The organism is Paenibacillus turpanensis, assembly GCF_011421635.1.
GTDB classification, from domain to species: Bacteria; Bacillota; Bacilli; order Paenibacillales; family YIM-B00363; genus Paenibacillus_AK; species Paenibacillus_AK turpanensis.
In genome coordinates this window covers 49,092-66,165 of the sequence record NZ_WTLI01000015.1, presented here as the reverse complement: position 1 = coordinate 66,165, position 17,074 = coordinate 49,092, and the positions used below count along the sequence as shown (strand labels likewise).

The window sequence follows — 17,074 nt, the reverse complement described above, 5'->3', positions numbered from 1 at the left end:
TATATTACTACTCCGATCATTAACCAAAGTTTCGCTTGGTCACCTTGTCAAGGTTGTCCAGCATAATGCCAGTGCCTTTTACAACGCAATGCATCGGGTCCTCAGCAATGAGCACAGGAACCTTCAATTCCTCCGCCATGAGCTGATCAAGGCCGTGCAGCATCGCTCCGCCGCCGGTCAAGATGACTCCGCGATCAATAATATCCGCCGACAGCTCCGGAGGCGTCCGCTCCAGCACCGTCTTGGCAGCCGCCACGATCGACGAAACCGGCTCCCAAAGCGCCTCGCGAACCTCCTCCGAGCTGATGCTGATTGTCAGCGGAAGACCGCTGACCATATCGCGGCCGCGGATGTCGATCACTTCATTCCGAGAATTGGAAAGAACTGTACCGATCTTTACCTTAATATCTTCCGACGTGCGTTCCCCGATTAATAGCTTGTACTTGTTCTTAATATATTTCATAATCGCCGCGTCGAACTTGTCCCCAGCAACTTTAATAGAGGAGGCGGTAACGATGTCCCCCATGGACAGTACCGCCACATCCGTCGTGCCGCCGCCAATATCGACTACCATGTTCCCGCTAGGCTGGTAAATATCCATTCCTGCGCCGATCGCAGCAGCCTTCGGCTCCTCTTCTAAGTACACATCGCGCGCCCCGCTGCGTTCTGCAGCCTCGCGAATCGCTTTCTGTTCAACGGACGTTATATTCGTCGGTGCGCAAATCAAAATTCTCGGATGGCTGTACCACTTCTTGCCTCCGACTACGTTAATAAAGTGCTTGAGCATCATTTCCGTAATTTCAAAGTCGGCAATAACTCCGTCCCGCAGGGGACGAATCGCCACAATATTGCCCGGCGTACGGCCTACCATTCGGCGTGCTTCCTCACCGACGGCCAAAACTCGTTTCGTATCGCTTTCAATTGCGACTACTGAAGGCTCATCGAGAACGACACCGCGGCCTTTCACATGAATCAATACGTTTGCCGTTCCCAAATCGATGCCTATATCCTTGCTGAACATATCGGACAGTTCCTCCTAAATTTCATCAACCCTAAAGGGTTATCGACGCGCAATATATAAGTTAACTATTATTTCGACGTGGAGGGGGAAAATCCTTTAGGACGTCACAAAAATTTAGGAGGAGTGTGCTTCTAATTTTTAGAAGACACCATTGCCGTCTGCTGCTGTGCTGCTGCCTGAGACGAACGGCCGCGCGTTTTTTTGTACTTCACCTTCGTTGCTTCCCCGCCGCGCAGATGACGAATCGATTTATGGTATTCCAAAATCGTTTTCACCTGATTGGCCAGCTCCGGGTTAATTTCCGGCAAACGTTCCGTTAAATCCTTATGCACCGTACTTTTCGAAACACCGAATTCTTTGGCAATCATACGAACCGTGTTTTTGGTCTCCACAAGACTGCGACCAATTTTAATGGTTCGTTCTTTGATGTAATCGTGCACGCCCCTCGCCTCCCTAATCGAGATAGTTTGGTACATTATATGAGGGGCAAACTGTTATATTCTTTGTTTCCAAGCATGACAAGCTTAGCTTAGCTACATTTTTTGATTATTTGTCCATCTAGGATCGCCCAAGCGGCACGAAATAATGTCCAAAGAGCGGACAAAAATGGGCAGCCAAGTTATTTCCCGGGAAAACCGAATCCGCCTTGCACTATATAGAAAAATCTCATTCCTTTCGTGTTTCTTGTGCTGCATTTACGCCGATCAACAGAGCGTAGCGATAAAAAAAGAACCCGGACGATCGCCCGGGCTCTGTCGTGATTATGTTATTGTTGATTTTCCATTAAGTATGTTTCTGGATTTACCGGCTGGTTGTCGAGCAGCACTTCAAAGTGAAGATGTGTGCCTTCGCCCTTTTCCAGCTCGTTGCGGCCTGCAGTTGCGATGATATCGCCTTGCGCCACTTGGTCGTCTTTCTTAACCTTCACTTCCGCCAAGCTGTGGTAAACCGTCTTCAATCCGCCTTCATGCTCAATTTCAACGACATGGCCTACCAGCGGCACCTGCTCGGAACGAACAACTTTACCGCTCATAGCTGCAGCAACCTCAAAAGCTTGACCGTCCTCACGGGAGAAGTCCACGCCCATGTGAGGCGTAAAGGAATCGCCGTACTCAACGATTGCCGCCTGCTTCACATCGTTGGATGCGTTGCTGTCAAAGAAAGGCATGCTCATTTGAGCATTTGCTTCTTTCGCTACTGGCCACTGCATAGCTTCCGACTTGTTCGCATTTACGGGCACTGCTGGCATACCGGTCGTATCAGCTGGGTTGTTGGTCTTCGAGGAAACTTCCAATCCCGGCTTCGTTTCGGAATTCGTGTTTGTTCCGGCATCCTGGTATACCCACATCAATGCTAGAATAATTGCCGCTGCCGCCATGTAAACCGCTGGGAATACCCACTTTTTACCGGACGCTCTCTTCCAAGTGGAAGTGTCGGCAGAAGCTGCTCCATCGATAGATTTTGGAGCGTTGTCCTGCGTTTGATTCTTTTGATTTTCTTGATTCATATTCTATCACCTCAGTAGCCATTGTTGCCAGATTGCGCACTTTTATACTGAGGCTGAAAACAATTTTTTAAGACTTTCACACGGTTTTATTTTGGTAGATAGGCTGCTGCGTTTTCAACCGTAACCCCTTTATAATAGTAGGAAATGATCTCTTCCGCCGTTTTGCCTTCCAGCGCCATCCCGTTCGCGCCGTATTGGCTTAAACCGACTCCGTGTCCGTAGCCCTTCGTTTCGATCCGCACCTCTTGCCCGCTGCGCCGAATCGTAAAGGTTGCCGAAGGAAGCTCCAGCTTCTCCCGCAGCTCTCTTCCTGTAAAGGTTTGGCCGCCGATTTTCAGCTTAGCGATTTGCTTGCCGGTAGAGTAAGCCTCCACCTTCACCCCGCTCTTGATAAACGAAGCCTTCGCGCTTGCCCCTAACCCGAGCTTCTCCGTAAACTCATCGACCGTAAAGATGGTAACCGCCGAAAATTTCGGAGATACCTCGCTGTCCCAAGGACTTGCCACACTGCGCAAATACGGAAAGGCATTGCTCCAGTATTCCTCCGAATTTTCCGTAAACCCATTACTCGTGGAGAAAAAGGAAGCTTGAATCGGTTGACCGCCGTAGGTGATGACCTTGCCCTCTGTCTCTTTCACGGCACGGGTAAGCTTGGTCAGATACTGCGAAAACTCCCCGCCTCTCCAGCGCTGCTTCATTTCCTCTACAGAAAGATACACCTGATGCTCGATCGTATCATTGACCCAGGCTTCCACAGCCGCTTGCTCTCCCGCCGAATCCGCAGCCTTCTTCTCCGCTTCGTTAGCCTGCGGTCCCAGCCCTTGTACGGGCAGCGTCCCCTTATTCCGTTCGCCAATTCGCTTCACAATAAACGTCCGTGCTGCGATGGCCTGTGCCTTCAGCGCCTCCATCTCAAATTCGGCCGGCATTTCCGCTGCTAGCACGCCGCGGACGTACGCTTCCAGAGGGACGTTTTCTACCATATGGGAACGGGTACGATATACCGGAATGACCGGCCCTTGGTTTAAAAATGACCATTCCGCCGCAGCCTCTATCGATTCGAAGCCGTGAGTCTGGGCCCCTATCGCTCGGTCTCCTTCACGCGATGCTAGAATGAAGGGGATAAAAAAGGATGCCAAAAAAAGCGCTCCGAGCCCCACCGCCGCCAGCGGCTTCGCCCGCACCTTTAACCTCATTTTCATGCTGTCTGCTCCTTTACTCCGTCGATTCTCGTTTGGAACACTATTATTCTATGAGAACCCTCTACCGAGTAGAACGAGCAAACAAAAAGAGAGACGCCTCTTGGGCCGTCTCCCTGCTGTGGTGCTGCTTATGCTAAGGTCGGCTGCACCGCATTGACGCTAAACGCATCGCTGCTGCCTTCCCGTTTTTCCCTTGTGTTACGCTTGTTCTGTTTTGCCTTAACAGGTACAGCATCAGGCTCCGCTGCAGCCAAATCTGCGGATGCCGCGGTTTCCTCCGTCGTCACTCTGCGAATATCGGCGCCAAGCTGCACCAGCTTCGCCTCCATGTCTACATAGCCGCGGTCCAAATGATGCAGGCCGGTTACTTCGGTTTCGCCATCGGCAACGAGACCCGCCAGCACGAGCGCAGCTCCTGCGCGCAAGTCGGTTGCGCAAACCTTGGCGCCGACAAGCTGGGCTCCGCCGCTGATTACAGCGGTACGGCCTTCCACCTTCACCTGCGCATTCATCTTTTTGAATTCTTCCACATGCATAAACCGATTTTCAAACACCGTCTCGGTCACGAGACTCGTCCCCTCACTGACAAGCAGCAGCGCCATCATTTGCGACTGCATATCGGTTGGAAAGCCCGGATACGGAAGGGTCTTCACATCCACCGAGCGAAGCTTGCTGCGATCGGCAATTACACGCAGTCCCAGCTCCTCTTCCTGCACCGTAACCCCCATCTCCTCCAGCTTGGAAATCACCGGAGTCAGGTGGTCGGAAATCGCGCCTTCGACAAGCACATCTCCGCCGGTGATCGCGGCAGCAATCATATACGTGCCCGCCTCCACGCGGTCAGGAATAACGGTATGCGTCACGCCTTTCAGCTGATCGACGCCTTCAATGCGAATCACGCCGGTGCCGGCGCCGCGAATCTTTGCCCCCATCGCATTCAAATAATTCGCCAGGTCTACGATTTCCGGTTCTTTGGCGGCATTTTCGATAAAGGTTACCCCTTCAGCCATCGTGGCCGCCATCATAATGTTCTCCGTCGCTCCAACGCTCGCGACATCTAAGTAGATTTTTGCGCCCTGCAGCCGTCCGTCGACCTTCGCCTCAATGTAGCCTTGGCCCAGCCCGATTTCCGCCCCCATTGCTTCAAAGCCTTTTAGGTGCTGGTCAATCGGTCTTGTTCCAATGGCGCAGCCGCCAGGCAAGGAAATGCGTGCCCGGCCTACCCGCGCAAGCATCGGCCCCATGACAAGGAAGGATGCGCGCATTTTGCGTACAAGCTCATACGGCGCCTCAAAACGTTCAATGTGCTCTGCGTTTACTGTAATGGTTTCATTATCGTAACGTATCTTAATTCCCATTGCTTCCAACACACTGCTGATAGTCATTACATCATCAAGGGCTGGCGCTTCTAAAATCACGCTTTCCCCTTCCGAGCCTAAAATCGACGCTGCAATAATCGGAAGAACGGCGTTCTTTGCGCCGCTTACTTTTACATTACCCGTTAGACGTTTACCGCCGCGGACGATGATTTTGCTCATTCCTTCGGTCCCTCCGCGCTTCAGTTATTAGATGTAAATCTGTTCTGATGGGTTAACAAAGGATTGTAGCGTACTGCCGGTTTGATGTGGTTGTACTACTCATTTTTGACAACATCCACCGATGTTATTCTCTGCTGCGAATCTAAAACATCCATTTTAAAAGAGAGGTCCAACCCATATATTGTATCAAAAATCCGGCCAGACCGTGACCGAGTACAATCGAAACCATGATGAGAAGCGCTTTGGCTCTGGCCCCGTTGGGACGGAAGAGCAAAACATCTACACGGACGGCTTGGAGCGCCCACCAAGCAGCTGCGATACAAATTAGATTCAAAACAATATAGACAATACCCGAATACCCTAAAAACGATTGCGATAAATCATCCATCGTTTACAAGCCGCCCCCTTTATCGATTATTCCCGCTGATCACCCGGTACAGCAATGCAGCGAATTCGGCACGGGTGGCTTGATTTTTCGGATAAAATAACCCGTCTCCATAACCGGTAATCCAGCCTTCGGCATTCATTTGCTTGATGATCGGAATCGCCCATTCCTCCGTCACATCGGCAAACGGGTTCGGACCGCGAATTTTCCCCCGGATATTGAGGGCATTCGCCAGCATCACCGTCATTTCCACCCGCGTAATGGGCTGATCGGGGAGGAACGTCCCGTCAGGATAACCGCTGACGACCCCGGCCTGCAGCGCCTTCTGAATGACCTCGTACGCCCAATGATCTCCTCCTACATCATGAAACGATTCCGAAGATCTCTTGGTAAATTTAAATGCCCTTACGATCATGGCGGCGGCTTCCGCCCGGGTCACCTTCGATTGCGGAAGGAATAAATAAGCCTCTTTGCCGTTTATCACGCTTTTTTGCGTCAATTCTTGAATTTGCGGCGCTGCCCAGTGACCGCCGATGTCCATAAATCCGCTCAGCAGCGGGTAGCTCTCTACCTTCAGCGTATATTTCTGATGATGGAACGTTCGGTCGGACTTCAGCTGAATATAGTAGGTTCCCGGTTCAAGCTGACTGCGAACCCGCACCGAGCCTCCGCTGGTTCCGGCCGCTACATAATGACCGACCGGTTTCAAGCTGGCATTGATCAGCTCCATTCCGACCGTGGCCTCATAAGGCACTCCATCCAACCGGATATCCGTCACCATCGACTGCGGAACGCGGAACGAAAACCAATCCTCATCCTGTGCATTGTGGAATACACCCTCGTATTGCGTTCCGTCGCTTACCGCCACAGCCTGATACGCCCGATTGTTCGGCTCGTTCGGATCAAAGAACCGCGGCGTAAACTCAATTGCCAGATCGTATTCACCCACGACCGGGTACGGCATCGCCGATACGACGTTTCGTAAGCGGATGTAATACCTGCCCGGCGTTACATCAATCATCGGCGTACTCTCCTCGATGCCCTCTCCGTACTGATCGACAAGCAATTCCTTTTCCGCTTTCTGCGGTTCTATCAAAATCTCCGGATCAATCCGCGGTGTGTTCGTTGACACTCTTACCTGCAGCGAGCCGGTCTCTTCAAAATCGATCGCAAACCAATCAACATCCGACACTTTGTGAAACGATCCGGTATACACTCCGCTGCGCCCCGGGAGCGTAAATGCCTGATACTTTTTATCATTGTTTTCAAACGGATCGGCCCCCATCTCAAAGGAGCTGGTCAGCGTGTATGGAACCGCAGCTTTTACAGTCGGATTCATCAACCGCAGCCGCAGCTGCGTACGCCCCTTGCGCACCGGAAACTTCCCGACCCCGCCGGACTTTAGCTCGTAAGCGGTTGGCGTGCCCGCACCTTCGAAGGTCAGCTCCACCGATTCGGCAATCGCCGGCTGATACTGCAGCTGGATATATCCGTCATATGGTGCATCAAAGTAAAACCAGTCCACATCTGACGAATCCGCAAACTGCGCACTGATCGCATTCGTAATCGGCAGCGGCTTCGCGGTCAGCTTCGTATCATTCGGCTCGAACGGATCGGCCATCAGCTGCTCCTTCAGCGCTAAGTCGGCCCGCAGCAGGCCATAGCCTGTGGCCGCGTCCCAGCCGGACGAAGTGAGATCCTCCGCCGTTTGGCGCAGCAGGCTGCGAATTTCTACTGGCTTCATATACGGATACTTGTTCCATATCAATCCGGCCACACCGGCTACCTGCGGCGCTGCCATCGACGTTCCTTCATTATATTCGTACCCGCCGTCTTTCGCGGTCGTGTACACAAACCAAGGTGCGACGATATCCAGCTCCGGTCCCCGGTTCGAACGGTAATCCGCGGTGTTGTCCAGCCCTACGCCGCCTACAGCCACAACGGTCGGATACGCCGCCGGGTATTTCACATCCGTCCCCTCATTGCCGGAAGCGGCAACGAGCAGGACGCCTTTCTTCTCCGCATAATCCGCAATTTCTTTCAAATATGGGGTATAACGGTTGAGCCCAAGAGAAAGCACCACAATTTTGGCGCCGTGGTCAACGGCATAACGAATCCCTTCTCCTAGCTTATCCTCTTCCCCCCGGCCATTCGCCTCGACCGCCTTGATCGGCATAATTTTTGTGCGCCACAGCAAGCCGGTGACCCCAAGACGATTATTGCCTACCGCTCCAATCACCCCGGCCACGTTCGTTCCATGACCGTTATCATCCTCCGGCGGTTCGGACGGATCAATGAGGTTGTAGCCCTTGACAAGATTCGGCGTAAGATCGGGATGATCCAGATCGACGCCCGTGTCCACGACAGCGATAATCAATTGGGGGTTTTCCGTCGCCTCCGACCACGCCTCCTCTGCCCGAATCTGCTGCAAATGGTACTGCTTGCTGTAATACGTATCGTTAGGCTTCACTCCAGCTTGAATCCGAACCTCTTGGTTCGGCTGCATATAGACCGTCTCGCGGGATTGCCCCCAATAAGCCGCCCAAGCCGCCGGGTCTCTTCCCTTCTTGGGTTTTACAACCGTAATTAATCTGTCTTCATAGCTGCGAACAATTTCGCTTTCTGCACGAAAACGCTCAGGCACACTCTCTTTCCACTTCACAATCCACGTATCCGGGAGGTTCGCCCGCCCGCGCTGCGCGTGCGGCTCCGCTCCGTTGGCCGCGGGTACAGCGATGACCGACAACAGCGCAAATAAACAGACATATATTAAAAGCTTTTGCATCGCGAAAATTTCTCCTGTTTCCCCATTCTCACGTTCTTCCGAAAATATTTATATTCTCCAGACCGCCTTTATTTCCTCTTTCAAATTTTAAATTATGTGTGGGCTTGTCCTTGTAAATGATGGGATGCCCGTCGATCGACTGCATAAAAAAAGGCCCCATGCCGGAGCATGGAGCCGAAGTCAAAAAGAAAAATCCAACTCGTGACTTATCTCTCAAATAAATCAACGCTTAAAGCGATCAAGTCATTCAGTGCTGTAAGCACCCACTGCGGGAATAAGCCTAGCAGCAGCCCCCCGAGGGCCATGATCCAAAGCACGGCGCCAAGGTTCCAAGGTACACGCACCTCCTGCGCATCATCCCCCGGCCGCATGAACATTTGGCGAATCAGCCCAAAGTAATAGTAGAAGGAAGCTACGCTCGTGACGATCATAATGGCGGCAAGCCAATATTTTTGCACCTGCATCGTGCCGAACATAATAAACAGCTTCCCGAAGAATCCGCCGGAAATCGGAAGGCCCGCCAGCGAAATGACGATCAATACTCCCGCAATGGCCGTCCAAGGCGCACGGTGATACAATCCGGCGAAGCCGCGCAGCTCCTCATGACCCGCCGATGAGCTGACGATCATGAGCAGGGCGAAGGCGCCGATATTCATAAGCGCGTAAGCGATGAGATAATACATCATTTCCGCCGCATTGGAGAAATGAATCGTGTTAAAATGCGCGGCAATCGGCACTAGCAAATAACCGGCATTCGCTACGCCTGATAAGGCGAGCAGCCGCTTTGCGTTCGTTTGCTTGAGCGCCATCGCGTTACCGATAATCATCGCTGCGGCGGCAAGCACGCCAATCGCCAAGAAGAAGTCGTTCTCCAGCGCACTCACATTCGGATCGACAATTCCATAGTACACATTAAACAGGAAGCGGAACATCAGCGCGATAGCGGCTCCTTTGGATACGACCGCAAGGAATGCAGCCACCGGTGTCGGTGCCCCCTGGTACACATCCGGCGCCCACGCATGGAACGGCGCTGCCGCGATTTTAAAGCCAAAGCCCGTCAGCAGCAGGAAAAAGCTCACGTAGATAAGCAACTCATACGAGCCGCCATGCTGCGCTAACGCCGCATTGATTTGCCCCAGATGGGTCGAACCGGACAGCCCGTAGAGGAATGACATGCCGTATAGGATGAACGCGGTCGAAATCCCGCCCATTACAACATACTTGTACGCTCCCTCGTTAGAAACGGTTTTCTGCTTCGCTAGGGCGACTAGCACATAAGAAGAAATGCTGAGTGTTTCCAGGCCGACGAACATTGTGATCATATCCGCCGACGATGCCATCACCATCCCGCCTAGGACGGCCGGCAGCAGCAGATAATAAAATTCCCCGCGATGCACAATGCCCTGCTTTTCCTCCTGCCCCAAGCCCAGCAGCACAATGAACGCTGTAGAGCCAAGCAGGATTAGCTTAAATAGCGCAGAAAAATCATCCACCCGGAAGCTTCCCGACAACAGCGAGACCGGATTTTCCATGCCAAGCTGCTGGAAGGCGAAGAAGCCCGACACCAGCAAGCTGACCAGCGCCAGCACACCAATCGTGTGCCGACCGGCCGATTTCGGCAGGAACAGGTCCAGCAGCGTCAGCAGGACCGCTGCTCCGACAAGAACGAGCTCAGGAAGCAGATAAACGAGATCGGAGGCGCTCAGCCTTTGCATCGAATCCATACGTTATCCCCCTACCTTTCCTGAGCTTTGAATCGTATCGACAAGCGTCAGGATCGTCTGCCGGATCGGTTCGCTCAGCACCGCCGGATAAATCCCGATCAATAAAATAAACGCAACCAGCGTGATCATCGGAATCGTCTCGATGAATCGCGCATCCTTTAAGCCTTTGTGGTGTTCCGCAATCGGCCCGTATGTTATCGCCATGACCGCGCGAAGCACATAGACGGCCGCCAGAACGATCCCGATCATACCAACCACAGTAATGATCGGCATGACTTCAAACAGTCCCAAGAAGGCGAGGAACTCGCTGATAAAGCCGGACAGCCCCGGAAGTCCAAGGGAAGCCATCCCCGCAACGAGCAAAATCCCCGCCATGAATGGTACCGCTTTGGCCAATCCGCCCAGCTCATCCAGCCTGGTCGTGTTCGTACGCTCGTAGATGCTGCCGACAAGCAGGAACATCAGCGCGGAAATAAGCCCGTGGGATACCATTTGGAACACCGCGCCCTGCAGTCCGATTTCACTCAGCGCCGCAATCCCGAGCAAACAAATGCCCATGTGGCTGATACTGGAGTAGGCCAGCACGAGGCGGAATTCCTTTTGCACAAAAGCAAGCACCGCGCCGTACAAAATGTTAATCACCCCGAGAATCGCCAGCAGCATTGCCCAAGCCTTGGCCTGCTCCGGAAATAGCAGCACGCCGTACCGAATCAAGCCGTAGGCCCCCATCTTCAGCAGGATCCCGGAATGGATCATGACGACCGAAGGCGGAGCCTCGGTATGTACGCGCAGCATCCACGTGTGGAACGGGAAGATCGGCAGCTTAATGCCGAAGGCGACCACGAGCAGGATGAACATCGCCCATTTCAGCTCTGGTGAAGCGTAGAACGGACTGTTCGGGAATTGCTCCGGCCCGATATTAACCAGCGCTTCCGGATCCGTTAAATTCTTAGCGATTACATCGTAGTTGGCCGTATAGCTGATCGTCGGCGCTCCCGGCTTTTCATCGATTACAAAGCCTGCGGTCACGATCAGCATAAGGAACGCCAGCAGCATCGCCGCAGAGCCGATCCCGTTGTAAATCAAAAATTTATTTGCCGCACGCTCCCGGTTGTTGTAGCCCCAAATGCCGATGAGGAAAAACATCGGGATCAGCGTAATTTCAAAGAAAACGAAGAACAGGAACAGATCGCGAGCCATAAACACGCCCAGCATGCCGATTTGCAGCAGCAAAAACCAAATATAATACGCCTTCCACCGTTTCTTGATATGCACAGAGGCAATGGCCGCCATCAGGCCGACCAGCGCGGTTAAAAACACCATCGGCAGCGACAAGCCGTCAATGCCCAGGGTGTATCCGAGCTGCAGCACGTACTCGGAGAACTGATTGACGACTCCCGCTTCCTTATTCAGCGCAATCTCAATCCAGCGGTAGCTTTCCTCGTACTGCGAAAGTCCGGACGTCTTATTAAAATCCTGATACAGCAGCACCGCCAGCACGAGCGGCAGCGATGCGCCCAGGAGAAACACCATTTTCAGCGCACGGCCTTTATCCTTCGGAATCAGCGCCAGCGCCAGTATGCCAAGCAGCGGGGAGAAGGTGAGCACCGTCAAGATCGGAAAATCTCCAAACATTTAGAACAGCCTCCTTCCCACAAACACGACGACAAATACAAGGAACCCGAGCAGCATCAGCAGGCCGTAGGTTTGCACCTGACCGTTCTGCACGCGAGCACCGGCACGACCGATGCCGAACATGAGACCGGATGCCAGCTTTACAACGCCGTCCACCACATAGCGGTCAAACAGCTCCAGCAGGGCGCCTAGTCCGCGCAGCGGCGCAACGATTACCGCTTGATACAGCTCATCGATGTAATACTTGCGGTTGAGCACCCGGTACAAGCCCGGCGCCCCGCCCTCGAACGCTTCGTCGGCTCCGGACTTGCGGCCGTAAAGCAAGTAACCAAGCGCCAGACCGCCTAAGCCCACTGCGGTAGACAGCAGAATCACGTCCCAATGCACCTTCTCGCCGCCATGCACGCCGGTCAGCCATTCGCCGAACCAAGGGTTCATCGGCGTATACGCAAAGCCCGCGACCACAGCAAGTACCGCCAGCACAAGCAGCGGAACCGTCATTACCGCAGGCGATTCATGCGGATGCATGTCGCTGCGCGGTTTGCCGGTAAATACGAGGAAGAACAGACGCGCCATGTAGAACGCGGTAAACAGCGCGGTAATAAGGCCTACCCAGAACAGCAGCGGGTTCACCTCTAGCGCCGCCGAAAGGATCGTATCCTTCGACCAGAAGCCGGACAGCGGCACGATGCCGGAGAGCGCCAGCATCCCGATGGCGAACGTCCACGCCGTCACCTTCATGTGCCGGCCGACGCCGCCCATCTTGCGGATATCCTGCTCATGCACCGCATGGATTACGCTGCCTGCTCCAAGGAACAGCAGCGCCTTAAAGAACGCATGCGTTGCGAGATGGAACACACCGCCGGTATAACCGGCTTCCGTGCCAAGGCCCAGCGCCATCACCATGTAGCCCAGCTGGCTGACAGTCGAATACGCCAGGATGCGCTTAATATCGTTCTGCGCAATCGCAATCGTCGCGGCGAAAATCGCCGTAAACGCGCCAAGATACGCGACCACGCGCAGCGCGTCTTCCGATGCGACAAACACACTGTGCGTCCGCGCGATCAAGTACACGCCGGCCGCAACCATCGTCGCCGCGTGGATCAGCGCGGAGATCGGCGTCGGGCCTTCCATCGCGTCCGGCAGCCACGTATGCAGCGGGAACTGGCCCGACTTGCCGATCGCGCCGACAAAGATCAGCAGCGCAATCGTCGTAGCAATGCTGCCCCCGATGGCTCCGCCGCTAAACGCGTTGTGAATCGAGCTGAAATCGAGAGCATGCCCCGGCATATACACGAAGAGCATGAGCAGCGCGATGAACAGTCCGAGATCGCCGATGCGCGTAACGATAAACGCTTTTTTCGCCGCCGCTCTTGCCTCCGGCTTGAAATACCAGAAGCCGACAAGCAGGAACGAGCAGACACCGACAAGCTCCCAGAAGATAAAGAGCATAAACAAATTCACGGAAATAACGAGACCGAGCATCGAAAACGTGAACAGCGCAATATAACTGAAAAATACGGTCATGCGGTCATCCTCGGCCATATATCCTTTTGAATACAAGTTGACCAAGAAGCTGACCAGCGTCACCACCACCAGCATGAGCGCGTTGAGGTTGTTAATCTCAAAGCCCATGTTGACGGCGAACTCGCCGATTTCAATCCATCTCCAGCCATTCCACGTGTAGTCCTGTGCACCGCCCAGGCGCTCCATGAAAATGAGCACGGACAGCACGAACGCGCCGAACGATGCAAGGATTCCCACGAAGGCTCCGGCCTGCCGAAGCTGCCTTCCCATGGCAGTTAATATCAAATACGCCAGCAGCGGAAACATCGGAACGAGCCAAGCGTATTGGGAGTAAACGGAACTCATATGCGAACCCTCCTAATGCTTCATCTCGTCCATTTCGGGGACGTTAGTCGTTCCTTTGTTCCGATAGAGCAAGATCAAAATCGCAATACCAACCGCTGCCTCAGCCGCGGCTACGCTAATGCTGAACAGCGAGAAGATTTGACCGGTAATGGACGGGACAAGACCGTACTTGGCAAAAGCGATCAAATTCAAGTTCACCGCGTTCAGCATTAATTCAATGGAGAACAGCACGATGACCCCGTTTTTCTTGGATAGAGCACCGTAGAGCCCTACGCAGAACAGGATCGCAGCCAATGTCAAATAGGACGAGGCGATGTTCGCCATCTTACTCCTCCTCCCTCTTTGCGATAATAATGGCGCCGACGAAGGCCACCGTCAGCAGCACCGAAACAATTTCAAACGGAATCACATATTTCGTAAACAGCTGCTCGCCGATTGCTCTCGTGTTGTCCGCGATCTGCAAATCCTGATCTGGAAACACGCTTTGCTGAATCGCATAGAACAAAATCCCGAACAGTGCCACCGAGCCCACCAGCAGCAGTCCGTTATGCAGCTTACGCTTCGGCTGCTCCTCATCGCCCTGATGCTTCGTCATCATAATGCCGAAAATCATTAAAATCGATACCGCGCCCGCGTAAATCAAAATCTGTACAAAAGCGACGAACTCCGCTTCCAGCATGACATATAAGCCGCCTAAGCTGAGAAACGTAAATGCCAGCGATACCGCCATATGTATAACCTTGGTGAAGCTGATCGTAAAGATCGCTCCACCAATGGCGAACAACGCCAGGATAAAAAACATAAAAAACTCTCCCGTAAACGTCACGCCTTCGAACCTCCTTTAGCCGCCATTGCAGCAGCCTGGCCGTTCTGATCCTTCCGGACGTTCGTGTTGTTGTCGTTCAGCCATTCCAGGTTTTTGAACAAATCGTCGCGGCTGTACGTCGCGAGCTCGAAATTGTTCGTCATTACAATCGCTTCCGTCGGGCAAACCTCTGTGCAAAGATCGCACAGGATGCAAATTTCGAAGTTGATATCGTACGTATCGATAACCTTGCCCTTTTTCTCCGGGTCAGGGTTTGCCTTACCGGTCAGCGTAATGCACTCTGTCGGACAAATCCGCGCACACTGGTTGCACACGATGCATTTCTCCGGGTCAAAATGCTGCACGCCGCGAAACCGATCCGGCAAATCCAGCGGAACGTCGGGATACGCATAGGTCACTTTTTTCTTGGTCATGTTCTTAAATGTTACACCGAGGCCTTTGACCAATCCTTTCATGGACCTACCCCTCCTTTAGATGAACTGCTTCACGATCGCAGTAATAAAAATATTAATCAAGGCCAGCGGCAGCAGCCACTTCCAGCCTAAGCTCATGAGCTGATCGACACGAATCCGCGGCATCGTTGCCCGGATCCAGAACAGGAAGAATACCACAAACGTAAACTTCAGCAGGAACCAGATGATCCCCGGGATAAAATCAAGAATCGCCAGCGGCGCATGCCAGCCGCCAAGGAAGAGCACCGTCGTCAAGCAGGCAATCGCGTAAACATATACGTATTCCGCAAGCATGAAAAAGGCAAAGCGGAAGCCGCTGTACTCGACGTGGTAGCCCGCAACCAGCTCCGACTCTGCCTCCGGCAGGTCAAACGGGGTGCGGTTCAGCTCGGAAACCGCGGCAATAATAAAGACGCCGAAGCCGATAATTTGCGGGAGGAAATTCCACTCCCAGAAGTTGTCGCCTTGGCCTTCTACGATGCTGCGCAGGCTCAAGCTGCCGGACAGCAGTACGACCCCGACCGTCGACAAGACGAGCGGCACCTCGTACGAGATCATCTGCGCCGCAGAACGCATCCCGCCAAGCAGCGAGTATTTGTTGTTGGACGCCCAGCCGCCAAGAATAATGCCGATCGTAGAAATGCCCGATAATGCGACATAATAGAGCAGACCGACATTGAGGTCAGCCGGAAACCAGTTTTGCGTGTACGGTATCGTCGCCAGCACCGCGAAAGATGGCACAAATGTGATTACCGGAGCGAGAATGAACAGCGTCCGCTCCGCCTTACGCGGAATCGTGTCCTCTTTGAGCAGCAGCTTCAGTACGTCCGCTACCGATTGGAGCAGGCCGAAAGGACCTACCCGGTTCGGGCCGATCCGCAGCTGCATCCAGCCGATGACCTTCCGCTCAAAGTAGATGGCGTAGGTAACGAAGCCCAGCACCAGCATCAGCAGTACAACGCCGACCAGCAGAAACATCGAAAACTTGCCAAGCGTCAAGCTTCCTTGCAATAAGCTATCCATTACGCGTCAACCTCCCCGACGACAATGTCGATGGCGCCCAAAATCGTAATCAGGTTCGTCATCGTCTCGCCCTCGAGCAGCTTCGGCAGGATTTGCAGGTTTACGAACGATGGACGACGGAATTTCATGCGGAACGGCTTATCTTTCCCTTTGGAAATGATGTAGCAGCCAATTTCTCCTCGCGGCGATTCAATGCGGGAGTACACTTCCCCTTCCGGCGGTCGAATGACGCGCGGAACCTTGCCCATAATTTCGCCTTCATGCGGGAACTGCTCAACCGCTTGCTCGAGAATGCGCAGGCTCTGCCGCATTTCTTCGATCCGCAGCAAATACCGGTCATAGCAATCTCCATTCGTGGAAACGGGCACATCAAAATCAAACCGGTTATAAATGCTGTACGGCTGATCCTTGCGCAAATCCCAGTTTATGCCGGTACAGCGAAGGTTGACCCCGCTCAAGCCGTAATCGATTGCGGTTTGCGCATCGTACTTGCCAATCCCCTTGATCCGGGCCAAGAAAATCTCATTGCCGCTGACCAGTGTGTTGTATTCTTCGAGCTTCTCTCTCATATAAGGAATGAACTCGCGAACCTTCTGAATCCAGCCCTCCGGCGCGTCCCATTTTACGCCGCCGACACGCATGTAGAAATACGTAAGGCGCGCGCCGCATAATTCATTAAACAAATTGATAATGATTTCACGGTCACGAAACGCATATAGAAACGGACTCATTGCCCCGATATCGAGCAGGTACGTTCCCCACCACACGAGATGACTGGCAATCCGCTGCAGCTCCATGACGATAAGGCGAAGATATTCCGCCTTCTCCGGGATTTCCAGCTGCATGAGCGTCTCTACGGCGTTACAAAGCACGTAGTTGTTCGTCATGGCCGATACATAGTCCATCCGGTCGGTGTATGGGATGATTTGGGTATACGTCAGGTTTTCGGCCAGCTTTTCCGTTCCGCGATGAAGATAACCCATCACCGGAATCGCCTCGCGGATCACCTCGCCGTCCAGCTTTACCACGATACGGAATACGCCGTGCGTACTTGGATGCTGAGGTCCTACGTTCAATAAGAGTTCTTCTGTGCGCAGCGTCATC

15 protein-coding genes are annotated in these 17,074 nt (G+C 53.4%); all 15 read right to left on the bottom strand.

Features of this window, described 5'->3' with window-relative positions; translation table 11 throughout:
• Window positions 1-19: 19 nt before the first annotated feature.
• The 15 genes from mreB to GQS10_RS14895 all read right to left on the bottom strand — a co-directional run bounded on the left by mreB (window position 20) and on the right by GQS10_RS14895 (window position 17,073).
• Window positions 20-1,021, bottom strand: a complete 1,002-nt coding sequence (gene mreB, locus GQS10_RS14965; protein WP_166243569.1) for a rod shape-determining protein — start codon at window positions 1,019-1,021, stop codon at window positions 20-22.
• Window positions 1,022-1,152: 131 nt separating this feature from the next.
• Complete coding sequence (spoIIID, locus tag GQS10_RS14960; RefSeq protein WP_166243567.1) at window positions 1,153-1,461, bottom strand: sporulation transcriptional regulator SpoIIID; 309 nt, start codon at window positions 1,459-1,461, stop codon at window positions 1,153-1,155.
• Between the two features lie 326 nt (window positions 1,462-1,787).
• Window positions 1,788-2,528 carry a M23 family metallopeptidase gene (locus GQS10_RS14955; protein ID WP_166243565.1) on the bottom strand — a complete coding sequence of 247 codons (741 nt, stop codon included), beginning with the start codon at window positions 2,526-2,528 and terminating at the stop codon, window positions 1,788-1,790.
• An 86-nt stretch (window positions 2,529-2,614) separates the two neighbouring features.
• Window positions 2,615-3,730: a stage II sporulation protein D gene (gene spoIID, locus GQS10_RS14950; protein ID WP_243735192.1), complete on the bottom strand. Its 1,116-nt coding sequence runs from the start codon at window positions 3,728-3,730 to the stop codon at window positions 2,615-2,617.
• 128 nt (window positions 3,731-3,858) lie between these two features.
• Window positions 3,859-5,268, bottom strand: a complete 1,410-nt coding sequence (gene murA, locus GQS10_RS14945; protein ID WP_166243564.1) for a UDP-N-acetylglucosamine 1-carboxyvinyltransferase — start codon at window positions 5,266-5,268, stop codon at window positions 3,859-3,861.
• 142 nt (window positions 5,269-5,410) lie between these two features.
• Window positions 5,411-5,656, bottom strand: a complete 246-nt coding sequence (locus tag GQS10_RS14940) for a DUF1146 domain-containing protein (protein ID WP_166243562.1) — start codon at window positions 5,654-5,656, stop codon at window positions 5,411-5,413.
• A gap of 19 nt (window positions 5,657-5,675) precedes the next feature.
• Window positions 5,676-8,438, bottom strand: coding sequence for a S8 family serine peptidase (locus tag GQS10_RS14935; protein WP_243735191.1), 2,763 nt, complete (start codon window positions 8,436-8,438; stop codon window positions 5,676-5,678).
• A 206-nt stretch (window positions 8,439-8,644) separates the two neighbouring features.
• Window positions 8,645-10,162, bottom strand: a complete 1,518-nt coding sequence (locus GQS10_RS14930; protein ID WP_166243560.1) for an NADH-quinone oxidoreductase subunit N — start codon at window positions 10,160-10,162, stop codon at window positions 8,645-8,647.
• Window positions 10,163-10,165: 3 nt separating this feature from the next.
• Window positions 10,166-11,797, bottom strand: coding sequence for a complex I subunit 4 family protein (locus tag GQS10_RS14925; protein WP_166243558.1), 1,632 nt, complete (start codon window positions 11,795-11,797; stop codon window positions 10,166-10,168).
• Complete coding sequence (gene nuoL, locus GQS10_RS14920; protein WP_166243556.1) at window positions 11,798-13,669, bottom strand: NADH-quinone oxidoreductase subunit L; 1,872 nt, start codon at window positions 13,667-13,669, stop codon at window positions 11,798-11,800.
• A gap of 12 nt (window positions 13,670-13,681) precedes the next feature.
• The gene (nuoK, locus tag GQS10_RS14915) at window positions 13,682-13,993 is read right to left on the bottom strand and encodes an NADH-quinone oxidoreductase subunit NuoK (RefSeq protein ID WP_166243554.1); all 312 of its coding nucleotides are present in this window, start codon (window positions 13,991-13,993) and stop codon (window positions 13,682-13,684) included.
• 1 nt (window position 13,994) lies between these two features.
• Window positions 13,995-14,495: an NADH-quinone oxidoreductase subunit J gene (locus GQS10_RS14910; RefSeq protein ID WP_341805076.1), complete on the bottom strand. Its 501-nt coding sequence runs from the start codon at window positions 14,493-14,495 to the stop codon at window positions 13,995-13,997.
• Window positions 14,492-14,950, bottom strand: coding sequence for an NADH-quinone oxidoreductase subunit NuoI (nuoI, locus tag GQS10_RS14905; protein ID WP_166243552.1), 459 nt, complete (start codon window positions 14,948-14,950; stop codon window positions 14,492-14,494). Before nuoI ends, GQS10_RS14910 begins: the two co-directional genes overlap by 4 nt.
• A gap of 15 nt (window positions 14,951-14,965) precedes the next feature.
• On the bottom strand, window positions 14,966-15,970 hold the full coding sequence (gene nuoH / locus GQS10_RS14900; RefSeq protein WP_166243550.1) for an NADH-quinone oxidoreductase subunit NuoH: 1,005 nt from the start codon (window positions 15,968-15,970) through the stop codon (window positions 14,966-14,968).
• Window positions 15,970-17,073, bottom strand: a complete 1,104-nt coding sequence (locus tag GQS10_RS14895; RefSeq protein WP_166243548.1) for an NADH-quinone oxidoreductase subunit D — start codon at window positions 17,071-17,073, stop codon at window positions 15,970-15,972. The genes nuoH and GQS10_RS14895 overlap by 1 nt, the downstream gene beginning before the upstream one ends.
• Between the last annotated feature and the right edge of the window lies 1 nt (window position 17,074).